We start from the raw sequence: 17,242 nt of genomic DNA, 5'->3' as shown, positions 1-17,242 counted from the left end.
AAACAGACGATGCCAAACCGCCTTTCCGGAAAACGGGTCTTCATAACGGGTGCCGCACAGGGGATCGGACAGGCGATCGCAGAAGCATTCGCGGCCGAAGATGCCCGCCTCTTCCTCGTCGATCGCGACGAAAAGCTGCTGCAGGAAACGGCAGCAAGCCTTGCCGCAAAGGGCGCCGTGCTCGGCTATCAGGCGGCCGATATCAGCGATGGCGATGCCATCAAGGCTGCCGTCGCCAAAGCGGCGGAAGAGATCGGCAGCATCAATGCCCTCGTCAACAATGCCGGCGTCAATGTCTTTGCCGAGCCCTTGCAGACAACCGACGAGGAATGGCAGCGCTGTTTCGACATCAACCTGAAGGGCGCCTGGCATTGCTGCCGCTCCGTGCTGCCGCAGATGATCGCGCAAGGCGGCGGCGTGATCCTCAACATCGCCTCGACCCATGCCTTTACCATCATTCCGCATACCTTCCCCTATCCGCTCGCCAAACATGCGCTCATCGGCATGACCAAATCGCTCGGCATCGAATATGCGCCTGACGGCGTGCGGGTGAACGCGATCGCGCCCGGCTATGTCTCGACCCAGAAGGTGATCGACTACTGGAACAGTTTCCCCGATCCGGAACAGGCGAAAGCCGAGACGATGAGGCTGCATCCGGGCGGGCGCATCGCCACGCCGCGGGAGATTGCCATGGCGGCGGTCTTCATGATTTCGGACGAATGCACGTTCATGAACGCCGCCTGCCTGACGATCGACGGGGGCCTGAGCGTCATGCAGCACCAGTAATTGGCAGCACCAGCCATTGCCGGCTCAGCGCTCGCCCTTGACCTGGATCAGATAGGGCGGCGTCAGGCCCGCGGGCATGGCGGGCAGGTGCTGCAGGATCTTCAGGTTGGGATCGAGCGCCCGGCGCAGGTGATTGGCAAGTGCGGCGCAGGCCCCCTCGATATCGCTGGCAAGCAGCGCGTCGTAGACGCGCGTATGCTCCGATATCATCGCCGAAATCTCCTCCTCCGTGCGGAAATTCGCGAAAGTCGAGTGGGTGGCGATCAGCACCCGCTGGCTGCGGCGCACGGCTGCAAGAAGCACCGTGTTGGGGCAGCCTGACAGCGAATCGAGATGCAGGTCGGCCTCCACCCGCTCCAGCTTTTCCGGCGGCTGCGGATAGGGGCCAAGAGTAGCGAGCCTTTGCCTGCGCTCCTCAAGCGCATCCTTGTCGAGGAAAGGATAGGCCTGACGCAGGGCCTCCGGCTCCAGCAGGCGGCGCATGTCGTAGTGATGGCGAAAGACCCGGGCACTGAGCGGGCCGGCGTACCACCGGTTATTGCTGTCCTGTTCGATGATGCCGCTGCGCTCGAGCTGGGTCAGCACTTCATGGGCGATGGTGCGGCTGACATCGTAGTGCTGGGCAAGGGCCGTCTCGTTCAGCAGGAAACGGCCATAGGCCAGACAGACGGCAACGGCGTGCTCGACTTCCGGATAGATCTGTTCCCTCCGGTTGACGACCGGCACGGTCAGCGAATGCGGCAGGTCGAGGCCGGCGGCAAAAAGGTCGCCGCGCTGCGGCGCGCCACCCGGCACGATGAAACCGCGCCCCTCGAAGGTGTGGATGAGTCCGTCCCCCAGCAGCCGCCCCAGCGCGATGCCGGCCGGAATACGGCTGACATTGAAGGCGCGCGCGACGTTCGCCTGGCCGAGGACAAGACCCGGCGCCAGTGCGCGCCGTTCCAGATGGTCGCGAAGGACCTGGTAGATCGTCAGATAGATCGGCTCTGACCGCACAGCCGCAACGGCGGCGTCAGTCTCCACCCCGCTCTGCACCGTCATGTCTGTTCCAGAGGCTCTCTGCCCATTCCCCGATGCGCCCGATCAGTTTGCGGGCGGCCCTGCCTGCACGATCCATGATGAAGAAACCATGGATGGTTCCCTGCCATTCCTCGTAACAGACGTCATTTCCGGCGGCAATCAAGCGCTGTGCATAAGAGCGGCCCTCGTCACGCAGCGGATCGTGATCGGCCGTGACGAGCAGGGCCGGAGCCAGACGCGAGAGGTCGGGTGCAAGCAGCGGCGACACGCGCGGGTCGGACGGCGGCGTGCCGCCGCAGAGATAGTTTTCCGCGAACCAGACCATCGTCGACTGATGCAGGGAAAAATCGCTCGAAAACTCCGCCCGGCTGGCGCTCGTGCCGGCAAGATCGGTCGCGGGATAGATCAGAACCTGGCCGGCAAGCGGGACGGCAAGATCGCGCGCCCGGATTGCCAGCGACGCGACAATGCTGGCGCCGGCGCTGTCGCCGGCCAGAATCAGCCTGTCCGCATCGAGCCCAAGCACCCCGCCATTTGCCTGAAGCCAGAGCAGCGCCGCCTCTGCATCCTCCAATGCCGCCGGAAACGGGGCTTCCGGCGCCTTGCGATATTCGACCGAAAGCACATTGGCCCGCGCCGCATTGGCAAGCGTGCGCACCGGCCCGTCATGGGTTTCGATGCTGCCGACCATCCAGCCGCCGCCATGGAAGAACAGGATGGTCCGGCGCGTGCCGGCCATGCGGTAAAGCCGCGCCTTCAGCCCGATATCGCCATTCGGGATTTCCAGATTTTCGATACGGGCAACCTCGTCCTTTACCCCCCAATGAAGAGCCAGCCGGATTTCTGAATCGGCACGTGCCTGCTGCGGCGAAAGCGTTTCCATCGCCGGTGCGCCAAGCGCCTCCTGCTCCTCCAGCAGGGCTCGGTATTCCGGCAGAAGCCTCGACCGGTCCGCAGGCGCTCGTTTGTGTTCCGGCTCCATCGACGCCTCCCCGCTGATTGCCTGATGCGATGGAAACGGAAGATGGCAAGAAAGTCAATAATCGAATATTGCATGCGATATTCGATCGTGTTAGCGATTGGACATGGCAATGCTGGAAGAGGACCGGGCTTGCCCAAACGGGAGGATGTCATGACGATTCGCAGTTTCATTGCTGCAGGCCTTGCATGCTCTGTGGCGCTTGCGCCGCTCGGCGCCTTTGCCTCAGACAACAAGATCGCCCTGGTTCCGGGCGGCCCGCACCCCTATTTCGCGCCCTGGGAACAGGCAGCCGCCGATGCCGCCAAGGATTTCGGCATCGCTGCGGTGGAATACAAAGTGCCGAGCGAATGGAAGCTCGAAGCCCAGACCGAGCTTCTCGAAAGCCTGGCGGCCCAGGGCACCAACGGCTTCGGCGTCTTTCCGGGCGATGCCGTCGGCATCAATGCCACGCTCTCGGAAATGAAGAGTAACGGCATTCCTTCCGTCGCGCTCGGCGGCTGCGCACAGGACCCGACCGATACCGGCCTTTGCCTGGCGACCGACGTGTCGCAATCGGCCTATCTCGGCACGAAGGCGCTGATCGAGGCGATGGGCGGCAAGGGCACGATCGTCCATCTGGCCGGCCTGCTTGTCGATCCGAACACGACGCTGCGCGTCAAGGCGGTGGAAAAGGCCGTCACCGAAACGAACGGCGCCGTGACCCTCCTGCAGACGGTCGGCGATACCGACAGCCAGGAACAGGGCGACCAGAAGGTCAATGCCCTGCTGGCAGCCCAGAAGGACAAGATCAACGGCCTGATCGCCACCGGCTATATTTCCTCGGTGGTGGCCGCGACTGCGCTCAAGAATCTGGGCGACAAGAAGATCAAGCTCGTCGGCATCGATGACGACAAGATCATCCTCGACGGCATCCGCGACGGTTTCGTCGCCGGCACGATGGCGCAGAACCCTTATGGCCAGGCTTATATCGGCGCCTATGTACTCGATCAGATGGCGGCCGGCTGCAGCGTGAAGGCCGATGCGCCGTGGATCGCCACGCCGCAGACGGCGCATTTCGTCGATTCCGGCACGCTGCTGATCTCCGCCAAGAACGTCGACAGCTACAAGGACGACCTGAAGGCACTGACGAAGAAGCTGCAGGCAGGCTTCAAGGACACCTACCTCGCCTGCAAGTAACGCAAGCGGCGCGGGGCCGAACGTCCCGCGCCCGTCATTCCCTTTTCACGAAACCGGTCATCCCAGCGCATGGCACCCATCGACAATGATAGTCCCGTCCCCGATGCAGGCCGACCAAGCCTGCTGGGACTGCTGACCAGGGGGCCGGCCCAGCTTGGCCTGCTGATCATCCTCCTGATCCTGTGGGGCGTCTTCACGGGCCTCGCGCCGGGCTTCCTGTCGCGCTTCAACCTGAATTCCATGGGGCGCTCGGTGGCGATCGATGTCGTCGTCGGCTTCGCGCAGATGGTGGTGCTGGCAACCGGCGGCATGAACCTCTCCGTCGGAGCGATCGGCGTCTGCTGCGTGATGGTCGCCGGCTACCTGATGCAGGCGGCCGGCCTGCCGATCCCCGTCGCAATCCTCCTGACGCTCGCCTTCGGCGGCCTGCTCGGGATGCTCAACGGGCTGGCGATCGTCAGGACCGGGGTCAACAGCTTCATCGTGACGCTGGCGAGTGCCAGCCTGTTTTCCGGCGGCATGCTGATCTTCACCAAGGGCGTGCCGCTGAACGGCCTGCCGGCAACCTTCGGTGCCTTCGGGCGAAGCGGCGTCGGTCCGGTGCCGTCGCTCGCAATCGTTGCCCTGCTGATCGGCGCCCTGCTCTATATCCTGTTCAAGCATACGGTGCTCGGCCGGCAGATTCTGGCCGTCGGCGCCAATGCGCGCGCGGCGGAAATGTCCGGCATTCCAGTCGGGCGGATCACGATCTTTGTGCATGTCCTTTCGGGCGTGCTCGCCGGTGCCGCGGCTCTGATGCTGACCTCCAGGCTCTCGGCGGCCATGCCTGCCGTTGCCGGCGACGACTGGCTGCTGCCCTCGTTCCTGGCGCCCGTGATCGGCGGCACGGCGCTTGCCGGCGGCATGGTGTCGGTCATCGGCACGATCCTCGGCGCGCTGCTGGTTGCCACCATCCGCAGCGGCCTGCTCGTGCTGCAGGTCGGAAATTTCTGGCTGCAGCTCTTCCTCGGCATCTTCCTGCTCTCGGCGATCCTCTTCGAGCGCTACCGGGCAAAGCTCGCCATCCGCGAACAGACGAGGCGGGCATGAAGACGCTGCTTTCCTTCGCCGCACGCACGCAATGGTCCGGCATTCTCGCAGGCGTCATCGCCGGCGCCGTTGCGCTCAGCCTCGCATCTCCCGCCTTCATGACCGAATTCAACTGGTTCGTCATGCTGCGCAGCATCTGCGTGTCGCTGCTCGTCGCCTTCAGCCAGATGGTGATGCTGGGCGTCGGCCAGATGAACCTTTCGGTCGGGGCGCTTGGCGGGCTCGTAGCCGTCGTCACCGGCGGGCTGATGGACGTCTGGGGCCTGCCGGCCATTGTCGCGATCATGCTCGGCATCGCCTTCGGCGGCCTTGCCGGCTTCATCAATGGCTGGCTGACGGTGCGCACCGGCATCAACGGCTTCATCGTCACGCTGGCGACGGGATCGGCCTTTGCCGGCATCAATCTCGGCATCACCAAGGCCATCCCCTTCTACAATCTGTCGCCCGCCTTCGTCGCCTTCGGCAACGGCCGTTTCGGACCCTTCCCGTTGCTCCTCATCGTGCCGCTGGTCGTGACCGTGCTGCTCGTCGTCTTCTTTGCCCGCACGGTCGAGGGCCGCTACATGCTGGCGGTCGGCGGCAATGCCCCTGCGGCGGAACTCTCCGGCATCTCCGTTGCCCGCGCCACCATCATGGCGCATGTACTCTCGGGCCTGCTGGCGGCGACCGCCGGCGTGCTGGCCGTCGCCCAGCTCGGCTCGGCGCAGCCGACGATCGGGGCGGACTGGGTGGTGATTTCCTTTGCAGCACCGATCATCGGCGGCGCAAGCCTTGCCGGCGGCTCCATCTCCATCCTCGGCACGTTCATTGCCGTGCTGCTGGTCGGGCTCATCCAGAATGCCATGGTGCTGCTTGCGGTCGACCCCTACTGGGTCACGTTCCTGCTCGGCGCGCTGATCCTTGCCGCCGTCTGGATCAACCGCTACCGCGCGATCCGCGTCGGGGAGGATTGAGATGGCGCTCGTTCTCGACAAGATCGGCAAATCCTTCCCGGGTGTCAGGGCGCTCAACAATGCCGCGCTGACGCTCAACGGTGGCGAGATCCATGCCCTGATGGGCGAAAACGGCGCCGGCAAATCGACGCTGATCAAGATCATCACCGGCGTCCACCGGCCGGACAGCGGAACAGTCACGCTCGATGGCGCGCCGCTGTCGCTTGCCTCGCCGCGCGACGCCATTGCGCTCGGCATTTCGGCCGTTCACCAGGAGCGCAACCTCATTCCGCGCTTTTCCGTGGCCGAGAACATTCTTCTCGAAGGCCTGCCTGTCCGGAACGGCCTTGTCGATTTCCGCCGCGCCAATGAGGAGGCGCGGACGCATCTGAACAAGGTCGGCCTCGATATCGATCCCGCCACCGAGGTGCGGCGCCTGAGCGTCGCGCAGATGCAGATGGTGGAGATCGCCAAGGCGCTCAGCCACCGGGCGAAGGTGCTGCTGCTCGACGAGCCGACTGCATCGATCACCGATGCCGAGACCGAAATCCTCTTCCGCCTCGTGCGGCAGCTGCGCGATCAGGGAACGGCGATCCTCTTCGTCAGCCACAAACTGGAGGAAGTCCTGAGCCTTTGCGATCGGGTCACGGTCCTGCGCGACGGCGAAACGACGCTGCGCGGCGCGCCGATGGCCGGCATGACGCGGCAGACGCTGATCGAGGCGATGATCGGCCGCGCCGAGCGCCCCGTCATCGCGCGTTCCGGCCAGCCGCAGGAAGGGGTGCCGAAGCTCGAACTGCGCGATATCGCCACTGCCGCCGGTCATGACGACATCTCCTTCTCGCTTCGCCGCGGCGAAATCCTCGGCCTCTACGGCCTTGTCGGCGCGGGACGCACCGAACTCGTCCGCGCCGTCATCGGCAAGGACAAGCTGACCTCCGGCACGGTGCTGATCGACGGCAAGCCGGCGCGCATCCGCTCGGTCGAAGAGGCGATCAAGCGCTTCCGCATGGGTTACGTCAGCGAAGACCGGAAATACGAGGGCGTCATCCTCTCCCATCCGATCCGCACGAATATCGCCATGACCGTCTGGGGCAGGATCGCCTCCGCCCTCGGGCTGATCGGCGCCGGCCAGGAGCGCAAGACAGCCACGCCGCTTGCCCGGCAACTGGAGATCCGCACGCCCAATCTGGAACAGCTCGTCGGCAATCTCTCGGGCGGCAACCAGCAGAAGGTGTCGCTTGCCAAGTGGCTCGCCGCCGATGTCGACATCCTCTTCATCGACGAGCCGACCGTCGGCATCGACATCAAGGCCAAGGCCTATATTCACGCGCTGATCAACGGCCTTGCCGACAGAGGCATGGCGATCCTGCTGATATCGAGCGACATGCCGGAAATGGTGGCGCTCGCCGACCGCATCCTCGTCATGCACGATTTCAGGATCGTCCACGAACACGAAAACGACCGCAAATACGAAACGGCCAGCCGCGCCATCATGTCGGCGATCCATGCGGCCGAACCCGCTCAGGCCCAGACGGCAAGCTAGGAGGAACCATGGCCCGCATTGAAAAGATCGAACTGCGCATGGTGGACCTGCCGCCCAAGGTGAAGCGCACCGATGCGATCCAGAGCTTCGTCAGCCAGGAAACGCCCATCGTCACCATCACCGATTCCGACGGCGCTTCCGGCACAGGCTATTCCTACACGATCGGCACCGGCGGCTCCTCCGTCATGCGGCTGCTTGTGGACCATCTGGCGCCGCTGCTGATCGGCGAGGATGCCGATTGCATCGAGGCGATCTGGCACAAGCTGGAATTTGCAACCCACGCCACGACGATCGGCGCGATCACGGCGCTGGCACTCGCCGCCGTCGATACCGCGCTCTGGGATCTGAGGGCGAAAAGACAGATGCTGCCGCTCTGGAAACTCGCCGGCGGCGCCAAGGAAAGCTGCCCGCTCTATACGACCGAGGGCGGCTGGCTGCATATCGGGAAGGAAGCGCTTGTCGAAGACGCACTGCAGGCGAAAGCCAAGGGTTTTTCCGGCTCGAAGGTCAAGATCGGCAAGCCGCACGGCGCCGAGGATTACGAGCGGCTGTCGGCGGTGCGGGCCGCGCTCGGCGACGGTTTCGAGATCATGACCGACTGCAATCAGGGTTTTACCGTCGATGAAGCGATCCGTCGCGCGTCGCGCCTGAAGGAACTCGATCTTGCCTGGATCGAGGAGCCGCTGCCGGCCGACGATCTCGACGGTCATATCCGGCTGTCGCGCTCGACGGCGACGCCTGTCGCGGTCGGCGAATCCATCTACTCAATCCGGCATTTCCGCGAATATATGCAGAAGGGCGCCTGCTCCATCGTGCAGGTCGATGTCGCCCGCATCGGCGGCATCACGCCCTGGCTGAAAGTGGCGCATGCGGCCGAAGCCTTCGATATCCCCGTCTGCCCGCATTTCCTGATGGAACTGCATGTCAGCCTGGTCTGCGCCGTCCAGAACGGCAGATATGTCGAATATATCCCGCAGCTCGACGACCTCACGACAAAGGGCATGGAGATCCGAAACGGCCGCGCCATCGCCCCTTGCGAACCCGGCATCGGCATCGAATGGGACTGGGATGCGGTGAAGGCCCGCAGCATCGCGGAGTTTACGACGGAAATCACACAAGGGCGGTAGCGACATGCAGCGCATGGGCATGGTGATCGGCCTGGAGCCGGACAAGGTCGCGAACTACAAGGCGCTTCATGCCGCCGTCTGGCCGGAGATCCTGACGCTGCTTTCGGCCTGCAACATCACCAACTATTCGATCTTCCTGAAAGAGCCGGAAAACCTGCTCTTCGGCTATTGGGAATATGTCGGCGACAACTTCGAAGCCGACATGGCGAAAATGGCCGCCGATCCGGCAAACCGGGCATGGTGGGAAGCCTGCATGCCCTGCCAGAAGCCGCTTTCGACCCGCCGGGAAGGCGAGTGGTGGGCGATGATGCCGGAGGTGTTTCACCTCGATTGAGGCAGGGCTCGCAAGCGCGCCCGGCATGCAACGCATCGGGGAAGCCATAGAATTGCAATCCTGCAATCACTGCATTATATGCAATCAATGATGAATGGGGGCTCTCATGGCCAGCATGACGATCCGCAACATTGATGATGCGCTGAAACGGCGCCTTCGAATCCGCGCCGCCAGCCACGGTCGGTCTATGGAAGACGAAGCGCGCGATATTCTCCGGTCTGCGCTGGCCACGAGCGAGCCAACTCGTAGCCTTGTCCAATCCATCAGAGCGCGCCTGACGCCGACAGGTGGCGTCGATCTCGATATTCCCGCACGTGAGCCCATTCGTGACCCGCCGGACTTCGAGCAATGATCATTCTCGACACGAACGTCCTTTCCGAGCTGCTCTTGCCTTCCCCAAACCCAGTCGTCGTCGACTGGCTGGCTGAGCAGACCCCGGCTTCGGTGTTCACGACATCGATCACCGAGGCCGAAATTCTCTACGGCTTGCGATTACTCCCGGAGGGTCGTCGTCGTCGGGAGCTGGAGGCCGCGATATTGCCGATCTTCAGGGAGGATCTCGCAGGTCGCGTTCTATCTTTTGATCGTGACGCGGCGGATATATATGCCACCATAGCGACTGCCCGGCGCACGGCCGGTCGGCCGATCAGTCAATTTGATGCACAAATTGCGGCAATAACCTTATCCCGCGGCGCATCGCTTGCGACGCGCAACGAAGCCGATTTTCAGGAGATCGGTTTGGAAGTCATCAATCCTTGGATGCCGCGCTAATCTGCGCAAAGCGATCCGATCAAATCCGACATCCGACGCTGGCCCCCGACGGGCTTGTGGAACCCTTCTGCCCCGCCATACGTTTCCAGCGCATTCTCGCCTGCCAGTTTCGAACCCATCGACAATTGCAGCTCCACGGATCGGGATGACAACGCAGCAGATCCTCGCTTTCTCCGTCATCGCCGTCATGATGGGGGTCTTTATCTGGGATCGGTTCAGATACGATGTCGTCGCATGCTGCGCGCTTGTTCTTTCCGTTGCGATCGGCATCGTTCCGCCGGACAAGGCCTTTGCCGGTTTCTCCGACGATATCGTCATCATCGTCGGCAGCGCACTGATCGTTTCGGCCGGCGTGGCGCGTTCGGGCGTCGTCGATCTGGCGATCAAGCGCTTCTTCCCGAACCTCGCCACGCACAGCCAGCTTGCCCTGCTGATGATCGCCGTGGCGCTGCTGTCGGCCTTCATCAAGAATATCGGCGCGCTGGCGATCATGATACCGGTCGCCTTTCAGTTTGCCAGGAAGTCGGGCGCCTCGCCCTCCAGATATCTGATGCCGATGTCTTTCGCGGCCCTGCTCGGCGGCTTGATGACCCAGATCGGCACGTCGCCCAATATCGTCGTCTCGCGGCTGAGGGAGGAGATGACGGGCAGCTCGTTTACGATGTTCGATTTCACGCCGGTCGGCGGCGTCCTGACGATCGTCGGCATTACCTTCCTGATTTTCTTTCATTGGCTGGTGCCCAGCCGGACGAAACAGAGCAGTTCGATCGAAGAAGCGGTCGAAATCAAGAACTACACGTCGGAAGTGCTCGTAACTGCAGAATCGGCGGCCCTGGAAAAGCCGGTCAGCGCCCTCGTCAGGCCCGGCGATGGCGAGGCGATCGCCACGGCCGTCCTGCGCGGCGCGACACGCATGTCCCCTTTCCCCGACCTGACCTTGCGGGAGAACGATATCGTCCTTCTGGAGGGGCCGCCGGACGCACTCGACCGCATCGTATCGGCCGGCAAGCTGAAGCTTTCCGGCAAGCCGATCGTCGAAAAGGGACAGATGCAGGCGGAGGTCATCTCGATCGAGGTGGTGATTGGCCAGGAGTCGCCGCTGAAGGGCCGATCCGCCAGGCAACTCGCACTTGCCTATACGCGCGGCGTCAACCTGCTGGCCGTCAGCCGGCACGGCGAACGGCTGAAGGAGCGCCTCGCCAACCTGAGCCTTGCCGCCGGCGATGTGCTGGTGCTGCAGGGAAGCCGTGAAAACCTTCCCGTCGTCATACAGGATCTCGCCCTTCTGCCGCTCGCCCAGCGCGAGATCATGCTCGGCACGCGCAGGCGCGCCTTCATTCCGCTGATCATGCTGGCGCTTGCCATGGCAACGACGGCCGTCGGGCTGGCGCCGGTGCCGGTCGCCTTCTTTGCCGCGGCACTCGGCATGGTCGTCTTCCGGGCAATCCCGCTTGCCGACATCTACAAGTCGGTCGACGGGCCGATCCTGATCATGCTTGCGGCCCTCATCCCGGTTTCCGACACGCTGCGGACGACGGGCGGCAGCGACCTTATCGCGCACGCGCTCGGCGATATCGCCAAGGGCTTGCCGGCCTGGGGCGCGCTCGGGCTGATCCTCGTCGCGGCGATGGCCGTGACGCCCTTTCTCAACAACGCCGCCACCGTGCTCGTCATGGGGCCGATCGCCGCCGGTTTTGCCACCGATCTCGGCTTCCGGCCGGAGGCCTTCCTGATGGCGGTGGCGATCGGCGCGGGCTGCGACTTCCTGACCCCGGTCGGCCACCAGTGCAACACGCTGGTCTTCGGCCCGGGCGGCTACAGGTTTTCCGACTACCCGCGCCTCGGCCTGCCATTGTCCTTGCTGATCATCCTGATCAGCATTCCGGCACTGCTCTTTGTCTGGCCGGTGCGCTGACGATCGGGCGCTGGCTCGCAAGAGAAACTCCCGGCCTATGCCTGGAACAGGGGCAGCCTGACGACGACCCTTGCTCCGCCTCCGGGCGCCTGATCGATCTGCAGCCTGCCGCCGTGCGCTTCGGTCAGCGACCGGGCAACGGCAAGGCCCAGCCCGGCACCGCCGGTCTTGCGGGCACGGGAGGTTTCCAGCCGCACGAAGGGCTCCAGAATCACGTCCCGCTGCTCGGGCGGGATGCCCGGTCCCGGATCGTCGATGACAAGCTGCAGCCAGGCCCCCTCGACCGTCAGCACCAGATGGGCGCCGCCGCCATATTTCACGGCATTGTCGATCAGGTTGGCGAAGATGCGCCGCAGCGCCAGCCGGTCGCCGATCACGAGAGCCGTTTCCGGCGGCAGCGGCACAAAGGTGACAGGCGCGCCCGCGGCACAACGGTCCGCGATTTCCGCCGCCAGCAGCGGCACGAGATCCAAAAGTTCCTCGCCAAGCGTGCCGACACCGGCACGGCCGGCGAGCAATGCATTGTCCAGCAGCTCGATCATGTCGTTGATCTCCGCTGCCGCCTTCTCCCGTGCGGCCTCATCGGGAATGCTCTCAAGCCGAAGGCGAAGCCGCGTCGCGAAGGTGCGGACGTCATGCTGGATGCCGCCGATCAGTGCCAGGCGGGCGCGGACGATGGCATGCAGCCGCCCCTGCAGCCGCTCGAAGGCGTTGACGAGCGCACGGGTTTCGGGTGCCGCCCCTCTCAGCCTGGGCAATTCGACCGGCGCACCGGTCGGATCGATCCGGTCGACGGCTGCGGCAAGCCGTGTCAGCGGCCGTATCTCGCGATGGAGCGCCACCAGCGCCAGGAGGCCGAAGAGCGTGCCGATGAGGCCGGCGCCAAGTCCGGCAGGCAGGCCGAACCAGTTGACGATGAAAGGCGTCTTCGTTTCCAGCACAAGGACCCGATCGGCGGACAGACGGATACGAAACTGAACCGGGTTGACGATGCCCCGGAAGATCCGCAGCCCGTGAACTCTCCGCCGTTCCGGCTTCAACAGCCGGATCGAAAGCAGGCTGTCGCCGAGCGCTTCGCGGTAGACGCCGTATTCCGCATCGTTCCACAGGTCCGTTGTATCGTCCGGGGGCGCATCGCTCCCGGACAGGCTGGCGTCGAGGATCGGGGAATTGATGGCGTCGATCAGCAGCGGCCAGCGAGCCGGCGGTTCTCCCTTCAGCAAGGAGGCGATTGCGGCGATCTGCCGGGGCGGCGGGCTGGAGGCGGTACGCGAGAGCCCGTTTACGACATAGTAAGAGGCGATCAAGGCGATCCACAGCGACAGGAAACCGACGCCGCCGATGGCGATCAGCCGCCGCGAAAGACTGAGGCGCGGCATCAGGACACCGGACGTACCGGCGCTGTCAGCAGGTAGCCGCCATTGCGCACCGTGCTGATCAAGTTGCTGCCGGGGCTTGCCGCCTCGAGTTTCTTGCGCAGCCGCGAAACCAGGAGATCGACGGTGCGATCGAACGGATCGGCGCTGCGGCCGTGCGTCCAGTCGAGGATCTGGTCGCGGGAGAGAACCCGGCGCGGCCGCAACAGGAAACAGGACAGCAGTTCGAATTCGCCGCTCGTCAGCGCCACCAACCCGTCCGGTGCCGCCTCGAGCTGGCGCGCGTCGAGATCGGCGACGAAACGGTCGAAGGCGTAGCGCCGGCTCGGCGGCTGGAAGGGCTGCGGCGAGGCGCGCCGCAACAGCGCCCTCACCCGCGCCAGCAGCTCACGCGGCCCGAAGGGCTTGACGAGATAGTCGTCGGCGCCGAGCTCCAGCCCCACGACACGGTCGGTCTCATCGCTCTTGGCGGTCAGCATGAGGATCGGCAGCGGCCGGGCCGCACGCACGCGCCGGCAAATGGAAAGCCCGTCCTCTCCCGGCATCATCAGGTCGAGGATCATCAGATCCGGCTCGAGACGGCGCAACACCTCGTCCATCGCGCGGGCGTCCTCGGCAGTCTCAACCGCATAGCCTTCCCGCGACAGAAGACTGCCGACGAGCTGCCTGATTTCGGCATCGTCGTCAACGATCAGGATTGCGCGGGCTTCGTGCTCCATGAGGCGACCATGAAGAAGCGTTCCGGCGAAATCAAGCGTGGCCGGGCCATCGATACAAATTGCTACAAACGGGCGACAAAAGCCTACATTTCAACATCCGCCGGACAAAAGCGGCATACATCGGCCCGCCATCCTCGGCCCTGCATCGACGGCAACCTGTGCAGCCGGTGCAAGGACCCAACGCCATGAGCCAATGCCATGAGGATGTCACGATGACCAGAACACTTGCCACCGGCCTGCTTGCCGGTTCGCTCGCCCTCCTTTCGTTCGGACAGGCCTATGCCTGGACCCGCGACGGACATGTCAGCGGCCCGCGCGGCACCGCCTCCGTCCATGCCAGCGGCGGCTGCGCCAACGGCGCCTGCTCGCGCAGCATCACCCGCACCGGACCTCGCGGTTACAGCACCACCCGCAGCGGTTCGGTTGCCTGCGACGGCGCCTATTGCACCGGCACGCGCACCACCACCGGCCCTTACGGCAACAGCGTGACCCGCTCGGGCAGCTTCTATCGCTACTGAACGGAGGCAGCGCCGGCAGCCGGCTGCCAGCATCCGCTCCGTTCGCAGCTCTTTCCCGGGAGACTTCCATGTTCCAGAGCGACCCATCGCTGCGCGTTGCGATCGCCGTCATCGCTCTTGCTTTCATGCTGCTCGAATATCTGATCGGCAAGCTCGCGGAGCACGATACGCACGACCTGAAGGAATCGGCCGCCTCGTTCGGCGTAGCCGCCGTTCACAGCCTGCTGCGCACGGCCGAGGCGGGATTTGTCGCAGTGCCTTTCATGCTCGCGTACCGCCACCGTGTCTTGGACATCAATCTGACCACGGCCAGCGGACTGATCGCCCTCTTCGTCGCCGTCGATTTCGTCTACTACTGGCAGCATCGCGCCTCGCATCGCATCCGCTGGCTCTGGGCCACGCATGCCGTCCATCATTCCACGACGAAGCTCAACCTGACGGCGGCCATGCGGCTCGGCTGGACCGGCAACATTTCCGGCAATTTCCTCTTCTTCGTGCCTCTTGCCTGGCTCGGTTTCCATCCGTTTGCGATTGTCGCCACGCTGGGGCTGAACCTCGCCTACCAGTTCTTCATTCACACGGAACTCTCGCCGCGTCTCGGGATCCTGGAATGGGTGCTGAACACGCCGGCGCACCATCGCGTGCACCATGCCTCCAATGCCGGCTGCCTGGACAGGAACTACGGCGGCATCCTGATCGTCTTCGACCGCCTGTTCGGCACCTTTGCCGAAGCGCCGAAGACGGAGCCTCTGCGCTATGGGCTGCGCGGCCGCAGCGCTTCGCTCAATCCGATCCGCATCGCACTCGGCGAGTGGGTGCTCATGTGGAGAGATCTGCGCCGGGCAGCGGGCCTGCGGGAAAAGCTCGCGACCCTCTTCGGCCCGGTGGCCCCAGGACAGCGCCCGCCGGAACGGCGGGCGGAAACGGCGGGCGAAAGCCGACCCGCCCCGATCACCACAACAGAAGGAATAATGCCATGACCCGCAAAACGCTCAAAGCCGCCGCACTTTCCATTCTCGCCTGCACCTGCCTGGCCGGAGCGGCCATGGCAGAGACGCAGCTTGCGCCCGAAATGCGCCAGAAGGCCTTTGCCGTCGCCCGCGTCTGCCGCACGGATCTTGCGACCTATTGCAACGGTGTCGAGCGCGGCGGAGGCCGCATCGCCGCCTGCCTCAAGGACAATGCCGAAAAGCTGTCCTCGCCCTGCCGTTCGGCGCTTGCCGACATCCGCCAGCAATAGGATGACGCCATGTTCCGTAAAATGCTTCTCGCGCTCGCCCTGCTCACGGGCATGAGTTCCGCCGCCGCAGCTGCGACCAGGGGCGTTGCCGCCGGCGACGTCAATCTGAGAGCCGGCCCCTCGACCGCCTATCCCGTCGTCACCGTCGTTCCGGCCGGCGTATCCCTGACGACCTATGGCTGCGTTGCGGGCTATACCTGGTGCGACATTGCTGTCGGCAGCTACCGGGGATGGGTTTCGGCAAGCTACATCCGGGTCGTCTGGCAAGGCGCACCCGTGATCGTCACGCCGCTGCTGGCGCCCCGCATCGGCCTCACCGTCATCGCCTACGACCGTGCCTATTGGGACCGCTATTATCCGCGCTATCCCTGGTATCACACCTGGCGCAACTATCCGCCGGCGATCACACCGCGGGTGGAAAGCTTCGACCGCACCGTGCAATGCGCCAACGGCGCCTGCAGCGCCACGCGCGCAACCACCGGGCTCTATGGCGGTTCTGCCCTTCATACCCGCACATGCGCCGATGGCGAATGTACCGCGACGCGGCAATGGGAAGGCCCCGCCGGCAATGGCGGATCGCGCGTGCGAAACTGCAGTCGCGCCGACCAGTCCTGCACGGTCACGCGTACCGGACCGCGCGGCAACAGCCATACGCGCATTTTCGAGCGCTGAAGCGCAACAGGTGAGGATTCAGCGCCGGGAAGATTGCAGGGCGGGCACGCTCACCCGCAGCCGGGGCGCTGCGAAATCGAGGAAGTGACGCATCTTGAGCGGCATCTGGCCGCGTGAGAGATGAATCAGATGAATGGGGGCAGGCTCCGGTTCGAAATCCTCGAGCACCAGCTTGAGCGCGCCGGAAGCAACCGCCTGCGCGACCTGATAGTGGAGCAGGCGGGTGACGCCGACACCGCGGATTGCCGCCTCCGCCGCCGCATCGGTCGTGGTGACGGAAAGCCGCGGGACGATCGCCACGTCGATCGTCCCTGCGACACCGGCCTTGCGGAACTGCCAGCCGGCGGCCGGGGTCAGAACCTCGACGCCGATGCAGGGCAGGTTCAGGAGATCGGCCGGCTCCTTCGGAACGCCGCGGGCGGCAAAGAGATCCGGACTGCCGCAGACCACCCGGCGCACCGAGCCGACGCGTGTGGCAACCATGGCGCTGTCGGGCAGATTGCCGATGCGCACGGCCATATCGACATGCTCTTCGACGAGATCGATGTTCCGGTCCGAAAGGACCAGCCGCACATTGATCGCCGGAAAGGCGGCCAGGAAGTCGGCCACGACAGGCAGGACGTGAAGACGGCCGAACTGGACCGGGGCGGTCATCACCAGTTCGCCCTTTGGCATGGCAAATTCGCCGGATGCCTGACGCTCGGCCTCCTCCAGCTGTTCAAGGATACGTCTTGCCGCCTCGATATAAGTCACCCCGGCATCGGTCAGTGCGATCCTGCGTGTGGTGCGGGTCAGAAGCTTCGTTCCAAGCAGCACTTCCAGCTCGGTGATCTTGCGGCTCAGCGTCGGCAGCGGAACTTTCAGCGACCGGCTGGCCGCAGACAGGTTTCCCTGGTCCACCACCTCCAGCAGCATCGACATGGCTTCGAACCGGTCCAATTCATTCTTCCATTTTCTGGTAAAATCACTTTCAACCAGAGCATATTCTCTTTGTCAGTGGAAATCGACACATTCAAGCCGCCAAGCCGATACCGGTTTT

At 64.3% G+C, this 17,242-nt stretch carries 19 protein-coding genes; 14 read left to right on the top strand and 5 right to left on the bottom strand.

Annotated elements, in window-relative coordinates:
* Window positions 1-9: 9 nt before the first annotated feature.
* Window positions 10-786 carry an SDR family oxidoreductase gene (locus ACFPWW_RS19450; protein WP_377312989.1) on the top strand — a complete coding sequence of 259 codons (777 nt, stop codon included), beginning with the start codon at window positions 10-12 and terminating at the stop codon, window positions 784-786.
* 24 nt (window positions 787-810) lie between these two features.
* On the opposite strand, the gene ACFPWW_RS19445 is transcribed toward ACFPWW_RS19450, so the two are convergent.
* Window positions 811-1,827: a GntR family transcriptional regulator gene (locus ACFPWW_RS19445; protein ID WP_112703013.1), complete on the bottom strand. Its 1,017-nt coding sequence runs from the start codon at window positions 1,825-1,827 to the stop codon at window positions 811-813.
* Window positions 1,799-2,788: an alpha/beta hydrolase gene (locus ACFPWW_RS19440; protein ID WP_377312988.1), complete on the bottom strand. Its 990-nt coding sequence runs from the start codon at window positions 2,786-2,788 to the stop codon at window positions 1,799-1,801. The genes ACFPWW_RS19445 and ACFPWW_RS19440 overlap by 29 nt, the downstream gene beginning before the upstream one ends.
* A gap of 150 nt (window positions 2,789-2,938) precedes the next feature.
* On the opposite strand from ACFPWW_RS19440, the gene ACFPWW_RS19435 reads away from it, so the two are divergent.
* From ACFPWW_RS19435 to ACFPWW_RS19395, 9 genes are all read left to right on the top strand, one after another.
* Window positions 2,939-3,964, top strand: coding sequence for a sugar ABC transporter substrate-binding protein (locus tag ACFPWW_RS19435; RefSeq protein ID WP_112703011.1), 1,026 nt, complete (start codon window positions 2,939-2,941; stop codon window positions 3,962-3,964).
* A gap of 69 nt (window positions 3,965-4,033) precedes the next feature.
* Complete coding sequence (locus ACFPWW_RS19430) at window positions 4,034-5,053, top strand: ABC transporter permease (protein WP_377312987.1); 1,020 nt, start codon at window positions 4,034-4,036, stop codon at window positions 5,051-5,053.
* Window positions 5,050-6,006 carry an ABC transporter permease gene (locus ACFPWW_RS19425; RefSeq protein WP_112703009.1) on the top strand — a complete coding sequence of 319 codons (957 nt, stop codon included), beginning with the start codon at window positions 5,050-5,052 and terminating at the stop codon, window positions 6,004-6,006. Before ACFPWW_RS19430 ends, ACFPWW_RS19425 begins: the two co-directional genes overlap by 4 nt.
* Before the next feature lies 1 nt (window position 6,007).
* Window positions 6,008-7,531 carry a sugar ABC transporter ATP-binding protein gene (locus tag ACFPWW_RS19420; RefSeq protein WP_377312986.1) on the top strand — a complete coding sequence of 508 codons (1,524 nt, stop codon included), beginning with the start codon at window positions 6,008-6,010 and terminating at the stop codon, window positions 7,529-7,531.
* A gap of 8 nt (window positions 7,532-7,539) precedes the next feature.
* A complete protein-coding gene (locus ACFPWW_RS19415; RefSeq protein WP_377312985.1) occupies window positions 7,540-8,658 on the top strand; it encodes a mandelate racemase/muconate lactonizing enzyme family protein in 1,119 nt (372 codons plus the stop codon).
* 4 nt (window positions 8,659-8,662) lie between these two features.
* The gene (locus tag ACFPWW_RS19410) at window positions 8,663-8,992 is read left to right on the top strand and encodes an L-rhamnose mutarotase (protein WP_112571264.1); all 330 of its coding nucleotides are present in this window, start codon (window positions 8,663-8,665) and stop codon (window positions 8,990-8,992) included.
* Window positions 8,993-9,098: 106 nt separating this feature from the next.
* Window positions 9,099-9,344, top strand: a complete 246-nt coding sequence (locus ACFPWW_RS19405; protein ID WP_112703091.1) for a FitA-like ribbon-helix-helix domain-containing protein — start codon at window positions 9,099-9,101, stop codon at window positions 9,342-9,344.
* Entirely contained in the window at window positions 9,341-9,763 is a 423-nt protein-coding gene (locus ACFPWW_RS19400) for a type II toxin-antitoxin system VapC family toxin (protein WP_113412771.1), read from the top strand. Before ACFPWW_RS19405 ends, ACFPWW_RS19400 begins: the two co-directional genes overlap by 4 nt.
* Window positions 9,764-9,908: 145 nt before the next feature.
* The gene (locus tag ACFPWW_RS19395) at window positions 9,909-11,678 is read left to right on the top strand and encodes an SLC13 family permease (protein ID WP_377312984.1); all 1,770 of its coding nucleotides are present in this window, start codon (window positions 9,909-9,911) and stop codon (window positions 11,676-11,678) included.
* A gap of 35 nt (window positions 11,679-11,713) precedes the next feature.
* On the opposite strand, the gene ACFPWW_RS19390 is transcribed toward ACFPWW_RS19395, so the two are convergent.
* A complete protein-coding gene (locus tag ACFPWW_RS19390; protein ID WP_377312983.1) occupies window positions 11,714-13,057 on the bottom strand; it encodes a sensor histidine kinase in 1,344 nt (447 codons plus the stop codon).
* Window positions 13,057-13,773 (bottom strand): response regulator, encoded by a 717-nt coding sequence (locus ACFPWW_RS19385; protein ID WP_377312982.1) that lies wholly within the window; start codon window positions 13,771-13,773, stop codon window positions 13,057-13,059. The genes ACFPWW_RS19390 and ACFPWW_RS19385 overlap by 1 nt, the downstream gene beginning before the upstream one ends.
* Before the next feature lie 212 nt (window positions 13,774-13,985).
* Here ACFPWW_RS19385 and ACFPWW_RS19380 point away from each other — a divergent pair, with 212 nt between their 5' ends.
* The 4 genes from ACFPWW_RS19380 to ACFPWW_RS19365 all read left to right on the top strand — a co-directional run bounded on the left by ACFPWW_RS19380 (window position 13,986) and on the right by ACFPWW_RS19365 (window position 16,203).
* Complete coding sequence (locus ACFPWW_RS19380; RefSeq protein ID WP_112571274.1) at window positions 13,986-14,291, top strand: hypothetical protein; 306 nt, start codon at window positions 13,986-13,988, stop codon at window positions 14,289-14,291.
* A gap of 68 nt (window positions 14,292-14,359) precedes the next feature.
* Window positions 14,360-15,271: a sterol desaturase family protein gene (locus ACFPWW_RS19375; protein WP_377312981.1), complete on the top strand. Its 912-nt coding sequence runs from the start codon at window positions 14,360-14,362 to the stop codon at window positions 15,269-15,271.
* The gene (locus tag ACFPWW_RS19370; protein ID WP_377312980.1) at window positions 15,268-15,531 is read left to right on the top strand and encodes a cysteine rich repeat-containing protein; all 264 of its coding nucleotides are present in this window, start codon (window positions 15,268-15,270) and stop codon (window positions 15,529-15,531) included. Before ACFPWW_RS19375 ends, ACFPWW_RS19370 begins: the two co-directional genes overlap by 4 nt.
* Before the next feature lie 9 nt (window positions 15,532-15,540).
* The gene (locus ACFPWW_RS19365; protein ID WP_377312979.1) at window positions 15,541-16,203 is read left to right on the top strand and encodes an SH3 domain-containing protein; all 663 of its coding nucleotides are present in this window, start codon (window positions 15,541-15,543) and stop codon (window positions 16,201-16,203) included.
* An 18-nt stretch (window positions 16,204-16,221) separates the two neighbouring features.
* Here ACFPWW_RS19365 and ACFPWW_RS19360 read toward each other — a convergent pair whose 3' ends face one another.
* Window positions 16,222-17,142, bottom strand: coding sequence for a LysR substrate-binding domain-containing protein (locus ACFPWW_RS19360; RefSeq protein ID WP_112571282.1), 921 nt, complete (start codon window positions 17,140-17,142; stop codon window positions 16,222-16,224).
* Window positions 17,143-17,242 lie beyond the last annotated feature (100 nt).

The organism is Rhizobium sp. GCM10022189, assembly GCF_042656325.1.
Lineage (GTDB): Bacteria > Pseudomonadota > Alphaproteobacteria > Rhizobiales > Rhizobiaceae > Rhizobium.
The sequence above is the reverse complement of the archived record's forward strand: the minus strand, read 5'-3'. Positions and strand labels throughout refer to the sequence as shown.